The following is a 13,834-nucleotide window of genomic DNA, read 5'->3' as shown; positions in this document are numbered from 1 at the left end:
GCCTGCCGCCGTCCGGCGGTCCTTTGCTGCTTGGCCGCGGTCCGCGGGGCCTTGCGGGTGAGCCGTTGCCTCGATGAGGTTAATTCTACAAAGAGGAATGTAATTTTACATATTGAAATTAGAGATTGGAGCGGTTAGCAAAACAGAAGCAAGAGTTTCTGAGAGCAACGTGCGGGGGCAAATGGAGAACCTGGTCAATCTGGCAATGGATGACGGCATTGCTGTTGTGACGGTGGAGAACCCGCCGGTGAATGCTCTTTCGCACGCGGTGCGCGCGGGCTTGCAGGACTGCTTGCGCAAGGCACTGAACAGCGCGCAGACCCGGGCGGTGGTTATCTGCTGCGCGGGCCGCAGCTTCTTTGCCGGGGCGGACATCCGGGAATTCGGCGCCCCGCCCCAGGCGCCGGTTCTACCGGACCTCATAAATGAAATCGAAGCGGCGCCTGTGCCGGTCGTGGCCGCGATGCACGGGAACGCGCTTGGCGGCGGGCTGGAGGTTGCCCTGGGCGCGCACTACCGGGTTGCGGTGAAGGGAACCCGCTTTGGCCTTCCGGAGGTAACGCTGGGGCTGCTGCCCGGCGCAGGCGGCACGCAGCGCCTGCCGCGGCTGATCCCGGCGGCGGATGCGGCCCGGATGATCACCGGCGGCAAGCCGGTTGATGCCGGTGCGGCGCTCTCGATGGGATTAATCGACAGGATCGCGGACAGCACCGATGCCTGCGCCGAAGGTGTTGTCTTTGCACGGGACCTGATCGCGGGGGGCAAGGGGCCGCGCCCGTCCGCCAGCCTGCCGTGCAATCGGCTGAAGCCCGCGGATCTGGCGGCCTTGAGGGCCGGAACAGCCAAGGCTGCACGCGGGGCCGTTGCGCCGATGGCCTGCCTGGATGCGCTGGAGGCGGCAATGTCCTTGCCCTTTGCCGAAGGGCTGAAAACAGAGCGCGCGCTGTTTCAGGACCTGATGGCTTCCGGTCAGAGCAAGGCCCTGATCCATGCCTTCTTTGCCGAGCGGCAGGCGGGAAAGCTGCCGGATGCCGAACGGGCCGCGCCGCGTGAAATCAGCCGTATGGGTGTTGCCGGCGGCGGCACAATGGGAGCGGGGATAGCCGTCAGCGCATTGCTTAGCGGCCTGGACGTGACCCTGCTTGAACGCGACGAGGCGGCGGCGGCACGGGCCGCGGCCAGCGTCGCGAAGATGCTGGAGAGTGCTGTGACACGCGGCAAGCTGTCCGCGCCGCAGCGCGATGCCCTGCTTGCCGGAGCTTTCCGCTGCACCACTGCGTACGAAGACTTCGCGCAGGCGGATCTGGTGATCGAAGCGGTGTTTGAAAGCATGGACGTCAAGAAGGACGTGTTTTCCCGGCTTGATGAGGTTTGCAAGCCCGGGGCCATTCTGGCGTCGAACACCTCGTACCTGGATCTGAACCGGATTGCGGCGATGACCAGCCGCCCGCAGGATGTGATCGGGTTGCATTTCTTCTCGCCGGCCCATGTGATGCGGCTGCTGGAAGTTGTGGTGGGGGCTGAAACTGCCCCGGACGCTGTGGCGACGGGTTTTGCGCTGGCCAAGCGGCTGAAGAAAGTGGCGGTGCGCGCAGGCGTCTGCGACGGGTTCATCGGCAACCGGATCCTGTCGCATTACAGCAAGGCGGTCTACGGCATGGTGCTGGCAGGGGCGAGCCCCTATGCGGTGGACGAAGCGCTGACCGGCTTTGGCCTGGCGATGGGGCCGTTTGCAGTCGGCGATCTGGCGGGGCTGGACATCGGCTGGGCCAACCGCAAGCGCCTGGCGCCGGCGCGTGACCCGGGGGAGACCTACCCGGAATTTGCCGACCGGCTGTGCGAGTTGGGCCGGTTCGGGCGCAAGACCGGGCGCGGGTTCTATATCTACGAGGACGGTGCCGGCAGCCCCCGTCCCGACCCCGAGGTGGAAGAGATCATCGCGGCGGAACGGGCTGCCAAGGGCATCACGCCCCGCAGCATCGGCGAAGATGAGATCATCCGCCGCTACATGGCAGCTATGGTGAACGAGGCGGCGCGCGTGGTCGGGGACGGTATCGCGCTGCGGCCGCTTGATGTGGATGTGACCCTGCTGAACGGCTACGGGTTTCCGCGCTGGCGCGGCGGGCCGATGCATTATGCCGATGCTATCGGGCTGGACAGCATCCTGCAGGATATCTGCCGTTTCCACGAGGAAGATCCCCTGCTCTGGCAGCCTGCGCCGCTGCTGGAACGCCTGGCCGCCGAAGGCCGGAGTTTTGCCAGCCTCAACACCTGAAGGAGTTTGCAATGAAACAGGCGGTCATCGTCTCCACCGCGCGCACCGGTCTGGCCAAATCCTACCGCGGCGCCTTCAATGAAACCCATGGGGCAACCATGGCAGGCCATGCCATCAGCCACGCGGTGCAGCGGGCCGGCATCGCGCCGGACCTGATCGAGGACGCGCTGGTCGGCTGCGGCTATCCAGAAGGCTGGACCGGGTCCAACATTGCCCGCCAGTCGGTGATCCGCGCAGGGCTGCCGGTGTCCGTTTCCGCGGCCACGGTGAACCGCTTCTGCTCTTCCGGGCTGCAGGCGGTTGCGATGGCGGCGCATGCGATCGTGATGGAGGGCGCGCCGGCCGCGATCGGGGCAGGGGTGGAAAGCATCAGCCAGATGCCGCCCGCACGCCCGCCGCAGGCGCGGGAGGCCTGGATCCTGGAGAACAAGCCGGAGCTGTATCTGCCGATGATCCAGACGGCGGATATTGTCGCCGAACGCTATGGCATCAGCCGCGAGGCGCAGGATGAGCTGGCGCTCAGCAGCCAGCAGCGCACGGCAGCGGCGCAGGCTGCGGGGCGTCTGGACGACGAGATCGTGCCCATCACCGTGACCCAGGCCTTCAAGGACAAGGAAACCGGCGGGATCACCCGCAAGGAGGTGAGTTTTGTCATGGACGACTGCAACCGGCCGAACACCACGCTGGAGGGGCTGGCCGGGCTGGCCCCGGTGCAGGGGGAGGGGCATTTCGTCACCGCCGGCAATGCCTCGCAGCTGAGCGACGGGGCGGCGGCGCTGGTGCTGATGGACAGCGCGGCGGCCGAACGGGAAGGCGCCGAGCCTCTGGGCGCGTTCAAGGGCTTTGCGGTGGCAGGCTGCGAGCCGGATGAAATGGGCATCGGCCCGGTCTATGCGGTGCCGCGCCTGTTGCAGCGGCACGGGCTGACGGTCAGCGACATTGATCTGTGGGAGCTGAACGAGGCCTTCGCCTCGCAGGCGCTGTACTGCCGCGACCGGCTGGGGATCGACCCGGAGATCTGCAACGTCAACGGCGGTTCGATCTCGATCGGCCACCCGTTCGGCATGACCGGCGCGCGGATGACCGGGCACTTGCTGCTGGAAGGGCGGCGGCGCGGCGCCAGGCTGGGCGTTGTCACCATGTGCATCGGCGGCGGCATGGGTGCGGCCGGCCTGTTTGAAATCTTCTGAGGGGCCTGTGCGATGGATCTGAATTACACCAGGGAAGAACAGGCGTTCCGGACGGAGGTCCGCCAGTGGCTGAAGGAAACCCTGCCGCATGAGCTGCGCGAAAAGGTGCGGCTGGGCAAGCGGCTGGCCAAGGCGGACGTGGAACTGTGGCACAGCCTGCTGAATGCGCGCGGCTGGCTGGCGCCGAACTGGCCGCGGGCCTATGGCGGCTGCGAGTGGAACGCGGTGCAGCGCCATATCTTTGAAGAAGAGGCTTGTCTGGCCCATGCCCCGCGCAGCCTGCCCTTTGGCCTGTCGATGCTGGCGCCGGTGCTGCTGGCGTTTGGATCTGAAGAGCAGCGCCAGCGCTTTCTGCCGCGCATCCTGAACGGGCAGGACTGGTGGTGTCAGGGCTATTCCGAGCCGGGCGCCGGGTCCGATCTGGCGGCGGTCAAGACCCGCGCGGTGCGCGACGGCGGTCATTATGTGGTCAACGGCCAGAAAACCTGGACCACGCTGGGCCAGCACGCGAACTGGATTTTCTGCCTGGTGCGGACGGATCCGGATGCCAAGAAACAGGAAGGCATCTCCTTTCTGCTGATCGACATGAATACGCCCGGAGTCACGGTCCGCCCCATCGTGCTGATTGATGGCGAGCCGGAGGTGAACGAGGTGTTCTTTGACAACGTCCGGGTGCCTGCGGAGAACCTGGTGGGCGAAGAGAACAAGGGCTGGACCTACGCCAAGTATCTGCTGACCCATGAGCGGACCAACATCGCAGGCGTGGGGTTTTCCACGGCGCTTTTGACCACCCTGAAACATGTTGCGGCCCGGGTGACGTCCGGCGGGCGGCCGCTGGCGGAGAACCCGCATTTTGCGGCCCGCATGGCGCAGGCGGAGATCGACCTGATGGCGATGGCGACCACCAATCTGCGGGTTGTCTCGGCAGCGGCCAAAGGGCAGGCGCCCGGCGCCGAAAGCTCGATGCTGAAGGTCAAGGGCACGGTGATCCGGCAGGAGCTGACGTCACTGCTGCGCCGGGCGATGGGGCCGGACGCGCTGCCGTTCCAGCCAGACTTTCTGGATGGCGGCAGCAATGCCGAAGCGCTTGGCCCGGACCACGCGGCGGCGGCGGCGCCCTCATATTTCAACATGCGCAAGCTGTCGATCTTTGGCGGTTCGAACGAGGTGCAGCGCACCATCATCACCAAGGCCATTCTGGGGCTGTAACGGGGGCAGGCGACATGGATTTCAATCTGACCGAAGAACGGATGATGCTGCGCGATACGCTGCGGCGGTTTCTGGCGGACAAATACGCGCATGAGAACCGGCGGGCGCTGATTGCGGCGGGTAAACCCTATGATACCGGGATCTATGCCGGGCTGGCCGAACTGGGCGTGCTGGGCGCCATGTTCCGCGAGGATCAGGGCGGTTTCGGCGGCGAAGGCTTTGATCTGATGGTTGTGTTCGAAGAGCTGGGCCGCGCCGGGGTGATCGAACCGGTGCTGCCGGCAGTGCTGGCGGGCGGGCTGATAGCCGCCTCCGGCAATGGCCGCCAGCGCGGACTGGCGGATGAGATCATTGCCGGAACCCATCTGTCGGCGCTGGCCCAGGGCGAAGCCGGATCGCGTTATGACCTGAACCACGTGGAAACCACGGCGGCAGCCGAAGGCGATGCCATCGTTCTGAACGGCATCAAGACCCATGTGCTGTACGGCGCCGAGGCGCAGACCCTTGTGGTGTCGGCACGGGAGGCCGGCGCGGCAGCGGATGCGGCAGGCATTTCGTTGTTTCTGGTGCCGGTGAACTCGCCGGGCGTGACCGTCAGCGGCCACCGCAATATGGACGGCATACCGTCAGCAACGGTTGCGCTGGACGGGGTGAGGCTGGCAGAGACGGCGCGGCTGGGCGCGGCCGGCGGCGGGCTGGAGGCGCTGGAAGCCACCGTTGCCCGCGGCCTGGCAGCCCTTTGCGCCGAGGCGCTGGGGGCGATGGAGGCCGCCAAGGATCTGACCATCAGCTATCTGAAGGAGCGCAAGCAGTTCGGTCTGCCGATCGGCAAGTTTCAGGCGCTGCAGCACCGGATGGCGGATATGCTGATCGAGGTGGAGCAGGCGCGTTCCGCCGTGATCAACCTGGCGGGCAATCTGGATCAGCCGCGTGGGTTGCGCGAAATCCATGCCAGCGCTGCCAAGAACCTGATTGGACGGGCCGGGGCGCTGGTGGCCGAGGAATGCATCCAGATGCATGGCGGCATCGGCATGACCGATGAATACGCGCTGTCCCATTTTGCCCGCCGGCTGACGATGATCGACCATCTGTTCGGCGACACGGACTACCATCTGGAGCGCTTCATCGCGCTGAAGGCAGGGTGAGCTATGCCGCTGGTCCGTCCCGGCAGGCCCCTGATCCCGCTGTTTGAGGCGATGGGATACGGCATCGAACTCGACCCGGAGGCGGTTGAGGCGCATTGCGTGCTGGAGATCACCAGCCTGCACCTGAACCGCCAGGGCGGCTTGCATGGCGGGGTTGCGGCGACGCTGCTGGACACGGCCAGCGGGATCACCGCCAGCCTGTCCTGTGATCCGCAGGGCATCACTCCCTTTGCCACCCTGTCGCTGAACGTCAGTTACATGGCGGTGGCCCGGTCTGGCCGCGTGCGGGCGTCCGGGCAGATCACCGGCGGCGGCAGCGCAACCAAATTTGTCTCTTGCGGCCTGCGGGACGGGACGGGGCGGCTGATTGCGGCCTCCACCGGCGTTTTCAAGCGGGTGCGCGGAACAGCAGCAGAGGATGCGGCATGAGCGCGCTTTACCGGCACGAGGTCCGCGGCGGGACCCTGGTTATCTGGAACTGCAACACAGGCATGCGCAATGCGCTGTCGTATGAATACTACCACGGCTTGCAGGACGGTCTGGCGCGGGCGGCGCGGGACCCTGCGATTGCGGCGGTGATCCTGGCGGGGGAGGGCGGGTTCTTCTGCTCCGGCGGCAATCTGAACATGCTGAAGGAACGCCGGGAGTTGCCCTTTGAGGAGCGGCAGGTGCAGATCGGCAAGCTGAACGCCTTGATCCGTGCGGTCCGGGACTGCCCCAAGCCCGTGATTGCAGCGGTCGAAGGCGGCGCGGCCGGGGCTGGGCTGTCCCTGGCAATGGCGGCGGACATGATCGTCGCGGAAGAGGGGGCAAAGTTCACCCTGGCCTACGTCAAGGCGGGACTGGTGCCGGATGGCGGCGCCACCTACACGCTGACGCAGGCGCTGCCGCGGGCGACCGTGGCACGGATGGCGATGCTGGCAGAACCGCTCAGCGCGGAGCGGATGCACCAGCTGGGGGCGGTGACGGAGCTCTCACCCAAGGGCCGCACCCTGGCACAGGCCGAAGCGCTGGCCGATGCGGTGGCCCGCGGCCCCGAACAGGCAATTGCCGGCATCAAGGCGCTGCTCAACCAGGCCGAGACCGCCAGTTTCGAAGACCAGATGACCCATGAACGCGATGCCATGGCGCAGGCCCTTGGCGGTGACGAAGCCCAGGCGGGCATCGGCGCCTTTCTCAGCAAGACCTCCCCAGTATTCCGGTAAGGAGACCGACATGATGCACACTTCTGCGCTTCCGGCGATTTTCGACACGGCCGTGACCCGGACCTATGGCACCCGGCTGCCGGTTGTGGCGGGCGGCCTGCAATGGCTGGCCAATGCCGAATATGTCTCGGCTGCGGCGCGGGCGGGGATTGTCTCGTTCATCACCGCCGCCAGTTTTCCCGAAATGGACGATCTGCGCGCCGAGATCCGCCGCTGCCGCGAGATGTGCGAGGGCAAGGCTTTCGGGGTCAATGTCTCGATGATCCCCAAGCTGGTGCCGGGCGAAAAGACCGAAGAGGTGTTCCGTCTGATCGCGGACGAAGGCGTGCAGTTTGCCGAAACCTCCGGCCGCAGCCCCGAGGCGTTCATGCCCATTCTCAAGGATGCGGGGATCACCGTGCTGCATAAGGTGCCCAGCCTGCGCTACGCGGTGAAGGCGGAGCAGGTGGGGGTTGATATGGTGTCGATTGTCGGCGCCGAATGCGGCGGCCATCCCGGCATGGACATGATTGGCAGCATGGTCAACGCAGGCCTGGCCGGGGACCGGCTGACCATCCCCTGGCTCATCGGCGGCGGCATCGGGCACGGCAAGCAGATCATGGCCGCGCTGGTCATGGGTGCGGCGGGCGTGGTGATGGGCACCCGGTTCCTGGTTGCCAGCGAGCTGACCGCGCATCCGGACTACAAGCAGGCGATGGTGAATGCCAGCGAGCTGGACACGCAGCTGACGATGCACTCGGTGCGCAACACCGTGCGCAGCCTGCGCAACCAGACCACCGAAACGGTTGCCAGGCTGGAGCGCGACAATCCGGAGATCGGCATTCAGGAGCTGCTGAAGCATGTGTCCGGCAAGATCGGGCGCCAGGCCTATGCCACGGGCGATGTCTCCCGCGGGCTGCTGTCGGCGGGCCATGCGCTCGGGTTCGTCGACAAGGTGGAGCCCTTTGCCGAAATCACCGCCCGGCTTGAGGCCGAGGCGCTGGCGGCATTCAGGCGGCTGGGCCTGGCGGCGTAACGCCGCAAGGGAGGAGGAAAGACATGCATAACCGCGTACACGGGCTGCTGCAGGCAGCCGCCGAAGCCCGCCCCGACGCCTTGGCGCTGATGGACCAGGATGGCCGCCGGCTGACCTGGAGCGGCATGTCCCAAGCGGCGTCCGCCGCGGCGGAGCAGCTGAGGGCCGCAGGCGTGCGGCCCGGCGACCGGGTGGTTCTGGTGTTTGAAAACTGCACCGAGGTGATTGCATTCTTCTATGGCGCAAGCCTGCTGGATGCATCCGCGGTTGCCATCAATGCGCGGCTCACCACGGCGGAACTGGACCGGATCCTTGCCCATTCCGATCCCAGTGCCGTCATGTTCACGGCGGCCGCATCCGCGGCGGCCCGTGCCCACGCGGATCACTACGGTGCCCGGGACGTGCAGGGCGCCTTCGGCGCGGCGGCCCTGATGCCGCGCGCTGGCGCCACGCCGGAACCTGTGTCGGAGGACGGGCGCGAACAGGTCTCCCTTCTGCTTTATACCTCGGGCACAACCGGCACCCCCAAGGCCGCGATGCTGACCCATGCCAATCTGCTTGCAGGGGCGGCGGCCTCAGCCGAGGTGCGGGGCATTCAAACTTCGGATGTGACCTATCTGGCGCTGCCGCTCAGCCATATTTTCGGGCTGGTCACCATGCTGTCCGTCACCCTGGCGCAATCGGCGATGCGGATGGAGGCGCAATTCTCGGCAGAGCGTCTGTACCAGGCATTGCAGGAGGATGTGACCCTGCTGCCCGCGGTGCCGCAGATGCATGCGCATCTGTTCAACTATGCCCGCGCCCACGGCAAGCCGCGCTATGATGCGGGCAAACTGCGGTTTGTCTCCTCGGGCGGTGCGCCCCTGGATCCGGCCTGGAAACGCGAGGCGGAGGCATTCTATGGCCTGCCGCTGCAAAACGGCTATGGGCTGACTGAGGGCACCGCGGGCGTCTGTGCAACCCGCAACGCCTTCGGCGACCCTGACATCAGCGTCGGACTGCCAATGGGCGGCTGCACCCTTGAACTGGACCTGGACGCGCCGGGCGCCACCCCTGAGGCGGGCATCGGCGAGATCCTTGTGGGGGGGCCGCAGATCATGAAGGGCTATTTCCGCGATCCGGTGCAAACGGCGGCAGCGCTGACGCAGGACGGGTTGTTCCGCACCGGCGACCTGGGCCGCTTTGACGATGAAGGGCGGCTGCATATTGCCGGGCGCACCAAGGAGCTGATCATCCGCTCCGGCTTCAATGTTTATCCGGTGGAGATCGAGGCGGCGCTGACCGAGCATCCGGAGGTGGTGGTGGCCAGCGTGGTGGGGCGCAGCGTTGAAGGGAACGAGGAGGTTCTGGCCTTTGTCAGCGCCGCCACCGGCAGCAGCGTGAAAGAGGCGGAGCTGAAAGCCTTCCTGCAGGACCGGCTTGCCCCCTACAAGCGGCCGGCACGCATCATCGTGGCCGCCGCGCTGCCTGCCGCGCCGACCGGCAAGATCCTGAAAGCGAAGCTGATCGAGACCTTTGCCAGCGAACTGGCGGACGGCGTCTGATCTGCTGCGCCAGCTGCCCCGCCTGCAGCGACGCACCTGCGCCAGTCCTGCTGGCTGAGGGCCGCAAGCGGGCAGATGCTCCAAAATTCCAATATGTGGAATAAAATTCTAGACAGAAGCTTAAAATTCCACATAGTAAAACTTGCGATGGCTTTCGAGGAGGAGATGCCAGTCATGGGAAAGATCAAGAATTTTCTGGGAGGGCTGACCCTTGCGGCCAGCCTTGGTGCGACGGCGGTCTCTGCGGAGACCGTGATTTACTACGGCCACAGCGGCCCGGACAGGGGCACCGTCCCTGCTGCGCTGAAATGGTTCAACACCCGTATCGGCGAGCTGTCGGACGGCGATCTGCGGCTGGACGTCCAATGGGGCGGCGCGCTGTTCAAGGCAAGCGCTGCGGTGCAGGGGATCAGCGACGGGGTGGCGGATGCAGGCTCGATCATTGCAGCCTATTTCCAGAAGGAAATGGCAGCCTATTCGCTTGCGGACTTCCCCATCGGCGGGCCGAATGCCTGGGTGGCCATGCGGGCAGCGGACCGTCTGATGCGGTCAGAACCCCAGATCACCGAGCATCTGGCCAGCCAGAACCTGGTCTATATCGGCACCTTCACGGCCTCGGCCGTCAATGTCGCCTGCGCCGGAGAGCCGATCCGCTCGGTTGAGGACATCAAAGGCAAGAAGGTCCGCGGTGCGGGCGTTTACGGCAAGGTGTTCGGCGAAATGGGCGCAACCCGTGTGAACCTGTCAGTCTATGAGGCCTATCAGGGGCTGGACACCGGGCTGATCGACTGCAGCCAGGGCTATGACTACATCGTTCCCTCCCTGAAGTGGGACGAGGTGATCGACAGCTATACTGTCCTGAACTGGGGGCAGATCGGCGGTTATGGCATGTTCATGAACAAGCAGGTCTATGACAGCCTGGAGACTGGCCAGCAGCAGGTGCTGATGCAGGCGGGTGAGGAACTGGCGGACCAGTTCGCCAAGATCGTGACCGGGGCCAACAGCAAGGCGATGAAGGCGATGACCGCAGGCGAGACCACCCGCAAGATCGAGGTCATCGAGCTGAGCGAGGCCGACAAGGCAGCACTGAATGCGGCGGCGGAACCCTTTATTGCGGACTGGATGGAAAACGCCCGCAGCGTCGGTCTGGATGCGGATCAGCTGATGGCAACCTATACCGCGGCGGTGGCTGAATTCACCGCCGAGTTTGAAGCCAAGGGGTATCCCTGGACGCGCAGCAACTGATCTGTGCGAAGCAGAGGCCGGGCGGCGGCAGCGCCGCCTGGCAAATCCTAGGGAGGACAAGATGCTGCACAGGCTGGAGCGGGTTTTTGTGGATATCTCGGCGGCGGCCATCATTCTGCTGGCGCTGCTGATCTTTGCCGATGTCGTGGCGCTGAACCTGTTCAGCAGTTCGGTGCCGGACACGATTGTCATCGTGCGCGAGCTGATGGTCCTGGCGATCGTGATGCCCCTGGCCGCCGCAACCGCGCAGCGGGCGCATATTGCGGTGGAGTTTCTGACCAATCTTCTGCCGCCGCGCGTGACCGGCTGGCTGACGGTGTCCGGTACCCTGTTCGGCCTCTTGGCGCTGACGCCGATCCTGTATTCCGGCGGCCGGGAATTCCTGCATCAGTGGCAGACCGGCAGCGTGTTTTACGGCGATCTGAACCTGCCGCAGTGGCCGGGCCGGCTGGCCTTTACCATCGGGATTGCGCTGGGATGGCTGCGGCTTGCGGTGATGGCTGCCGGCGACGCGCTGACCTTGCTGCGCGGCGGCGTGATCGCGCTGCACAAGACCTGACACCGATCTGACATTCAATAGACCTGCCGAGGAGACTGTCCGTGGATCCTGCCCTGATCGGCCTTGTGGCCTTTGCCGTTATGCTCGTGCTTCTGGCCATTCGTGTGCCGATTGCCTTTGCCCTGATCGGCGTGGCGACGCTGGCGGCCTTTACAATCTTTGCGTTCCGCACGGGCACCTTCCTGCCGGAACGGGCTTTCCGGGCGACCTCGTCGCTGGTTTTCAACAACTCCTTCGATCTGCTGCATTCCTTCGACCTGTCGATGATCCCGCTGTTCATTGCGCTGGGAAACATCGCCTACCGGGCCGGGATCACCACAGCGGTCTATGACGCCGCCAAGGTCTGGCTGCTGCGCCTGCGCGGCGGGATTGCGGTGGCCTCCGTGATGGGCTGCGGCGGGTTCTCCGCCATTACCGGCTCCAGCCTGGCCTGTGCGTCGACCATGGGCAAAATCTGCACCCCGGAAATGCTGCGGCTTGGCTATGACCCAAGGCTGGCAACCGCCAGCGTCGCTGCCGGGGGCACACTTGGCTCGCTGATCCCTCCGAGCATCCTGTTCATCATCTATGCAATCTTCACCGAGACCTCGGTGAACAAGCTGTTCATTGCCGGCATTCTGCCGGGGCTGCTGACGCTGGCAGGTTTTGTCCTGGTCATAGCGATGTGGATCAGGGCGGACCCGGCGGCGGTCCCGGCCCGCGGCGAGGCGGCCAGTTTCGCCGAAAAGCTGGCCGCGTTCCAAAGAGCATGGCCCGCAGCCGTGATCTTTGCGGTGATCGTGATCGGGATTTACGGCGGCTATTTTACTGCCACGGCGGCCGCAGCGGTGAGCGTTGTTCTGACTGTGCTGATCGGCGTCTTGCAGCGGCGGCTTGACCTGGCAGGCATCTGGCTGGCGGTCCGGGAAACCTGCGTGCAGACCGCTGCGATCTTCTTTGTTGCCGCGGGGGCCAAGATATTTGTTGCGGCCATCGCCTTGACAGGCATGGCCCCGGCGCTGGTGGACTGGGTTTCGCAGGCTGAATTCTCGACCGCGACGCTGCTGTTTGCCATCTGCGTGGTCTATCTGGTGCTGGGCATGTTTCTGGATCCGATCGGGATCATGGTTCTGACCTTGCCGCTGGTGGTGCCGCTGGTGGAATCCTACGGGCTGAACCTGATCTGGTTCGGTGTCGTTGTGGTGAAACTGCTGGAAATCGGCCTGATAACGCCGCCTGTGGGGTTGAACGTTTTTGTCCTTTCCAATGTCGTCGGAAAAGACGCGCCTGTCGGCATGGTCTTTTCCGGTATCTGGCGGTTCCTCAGCATCGACGTGATTGTGCTGCTGCTGCTGGTGGCTTTCCCGCCGATCTCTCTGGTGCTGTCAAATGCGGTTCAGTAATATCGGGACAGAGCGAACAGCGGATGCCCCGCGCAGGCCAGACGCCCGCATAGATACAGGAAACACCATGCCAGCCGATTCATCGGACAAGAGATTTGCAAACACACTGGCGCGGGGCCTTACAATCCTGCGGGCCTTCCGCCCGACGGATGACGGCCTGGGCAATCTCGAAATCTCGGAGCGCACCGGCATTCCGCGCCCGACGGTGTCCCGGCTGACATTTACCCTGTGCGCGCTGGGATACCTGACCCATGGGCGGCGGCACGACAAATACCGGCTCGGCCCGGCGGCGCTGGCACTGGGGAACATCGCGGCCGCGTCCTTTGCCTTTGTCGAGATTGCCTCGCCGGTCATGCAGCGGCTGGCAGATGCAACCGGCACCTTGACCGCGATCAGCATCAAGGATGACCAGCGGATGCTGATGACCAAGGCCTGGCGGCCGGTGAACTCCTCCGCGATCTGGCTGGACGTGGGCTACCGGATGCCTCTGCATACGTCCTCCAGCGGCAAGGCCTATCTGGGGGCGCTCAGCGATGCGGAATTTGCCCGCTTCCTTGAGAGCCAAGGCGATGCGCCGGAAGAATTGCTGGCCGAGCTGGCGGCAATCCGGCTTGCGGCGCACGACGAGATCCTGGCTGACGGCTACACTCAGGTGCGGGGCGGAAACCGGTTTTCCGAGACCATCAACGCCGCCGCGGTGCCATACCGCCCGTCCGATCTGGGGGAGCCGGTGGCATTTCTGGCAAGCTCGACCTCAAAACTGCTGACGGATCAGCGCATCTTTGACGAGGTCGGACCAGCCCTTGCCGAGGCCGTGTCTGAGGTCCGCCGGATGACAGGTCAGCAATCGGCGCTGGTGATGAATGAATAGCGGGCCTTGGGTACCTGGCCGCTGATATCCGGCGGGCGGCGCAACGCATGGCATGCTGACCACTGGAGCGTCTCCTGCGCATGATCGGGCGCGTGTAACAGAGTTTATGTTGCTTTTGCCCCGGCACCCGTCTGCGTTGTCTTGCCTGCCGGCCTCCCGCTGTGCCGGGTTTGGCGGCAGCGGCGGCCCGCCTG

12 protein-coding genes are annotated in these 13,834 nt (G+C 65.2%); all 12 read left to right on the top strand.

Features of this window, described 5'->3' with window-relative positions; genetic code table 11:
- Nucleotides 1–181: 181 nt before the first annotated feature.
- The 12 genes from K3725_RS22085 (at nucleotide 182) to K3725_RS22030 (ending at nucleotide 13,640) form a co-directional block, all read left to right on the top strand.
- Nucleotides 182–2,275 (top strand): FAD-dependent oxidoreductase, encoded by a 2,094-nt coding sequence (locus K3725_RS22085; RefSeq protein WP_260019091.1) that lies wholly within the window; start codon nucleotides 182–184, stop codon nucleotides 2,273–2,275.
- A gap of 11 nt (nucleotides 2,276–2,286) precedes the next feature.
- Complete coding sequence (locus tag K3725_RS22080; protein ID WP_260019090.1) at nucleotides 2,287–3,465, top strand: acetyl-CoA C-acyltransferase; 1,179 nt, start codon at nucleotides 2,287–2,289, stop codon at nucleotides 3,463–3,465.
- A gap of 12 nt (nucleotides 3,466–3,477) precedes the next feature.
- Nucleotides 3,478–4,674, top strand: coding sequence for an acyl-CoA dehydrogenase family protein (locus tag K3725_RS22075; RefSeq protein ID WP_260019089.1), 1,197 nt, complete (start codon nucleotides 3,478–3,480; stop codon nucleotides 4,672–4,674).
- A 14-nt stretch (nucleotides 4,675–4,688) separates the two neighbouring features.
- Nucleotides 4,689–5,819 carry an acyl-CoA dehydrogenase family protein gene (locus tag K3725_RS22070; protein ID WP_260019088.1) on the top strand — a complete coding sequence of 377 codons (1,131 nt, stop codon included), beginning with the start codon at nucleotides 4,689–4,691 and terminating at the stop codon, nucleotides 5,817–5,819.
- A 3-nt stretch (nucleotides 5,820–5,822) separates the two neighbouring features.
- The gene (locus K3725_RS22065; protein ID WP_260019087.1) at nucleotides 5,823–6,248 is read left to right on the top strand and encodes a PaaI family thioesterase; all 426 of its coding nucleotides are present in this window, start codon (nucleotides 5,823–5,825) and stop codon (nucleotides 6,246–6,248) included.
- Entirely contained in the window at nucleotides 6,245–7,024 is a 780-nt protein-coding gene (locus tag K3725_RS22060; protein ID WP_260019086.1) for an oxepin-CoA hydrolase, alternative type, read from the top strand. Before K3725_RS22065 ends, K3725_RS22060 begins: the two co-directional genes overlap by 4 nt.
- 10 nt (nucleotides 7,025–7,034) lie before the next feature.
- Nucleotides 7,035–8,039: a nitronate monooxygenase family protein gene (locus K3725_RS22055; protein WP_260019085.1), complete on the top strand. Its 1,005-nt coding sequence runs from the start codon at nucleotides 7,035–7,037 to the stop codon at nucleotides 8,037–8,039.
- Between the two features lie 23 nt (nucleotides 8,040–8,062).
- The gene (locus K3725_RS22050; RefSeq protein ID WP_260019084.1) at nucleotides 8,063–9,583 is read left to right on the top strand and encodes a class I adenylate-forming enzyme family protein; all 1,521 of its coding nucleotides are present in this window, start codon (nucleotides 8,063–8,065) and stop codon (nucleotides 9,581–9,583) included.
- A gap of 174 nt (nucleotides 9,584–9,757) precedes the next feature.
- Nucleotides 9,758–10,828: a C4-dicarboxylate TRAP transporter substrate-binding protein gene (locus K3725_RS22045; protein WP_260019083.1), complete on the top strand. Its 1,071-nt coding sequence runs from the start codon at nucleotides 9,758–9,760 to the stop codon at nucleotides 10,826–10,828.
- A gap of 61 nt (nucleotides 10,829–10,889) precedes the next feature.
- Complete coding sequence (locus tag K3725_RS22040; protein WP_260019082.1) at nucleotides 10,890–11,387, top strand: TRAP transporter small permease; 498 nt, start codon at nucleotides 10,890–10,892, stop codon at nucleotides 11,385–11,387.
- A gap of 41 nt (nucleotides 11,388–11,428) precedes the next feature.
- Nucleotides 11,429–12,769, top strand: a complete 1,341-nt coding sequence (locus tag K3725_RS22035; RefSeq protein WP_260019081.1) for a TRAP transporter large permease — start codon at nucleotides 11,429–11,431, stop codon at nucleotides 12,767–12,769.
- A 67-nt stretch (nucleotides 12,770–12,836) separates the two neighbouring features.
- Nucleotides 12,837–13,640, top strand: a complete 804-nt coding sequence (locus K3725_RS22030) for an IclR family transcriptional regulator (RefSeq protein ID WP_260019080.1) — start codon at nucleotides 12,837–12,839, stop codon at nucleotides 13,638–13,640.
- Nucleotides 13,641–13,834: the final 194 nt, after the last annotated feature.

It is taken from the genome of Leisingera sp. S132 (assembly GCF_025144465.1).
GTDB lineage: Bacteria > Pseudomonadota > Alphaproteobacteria > Rhodobacterales > Rhodobacteraceae > Leisingera.
Note: the sequence above shows the minus strand (reverse complement) of the source record. Positions and strands in the feature narration are given on the sequence as shown.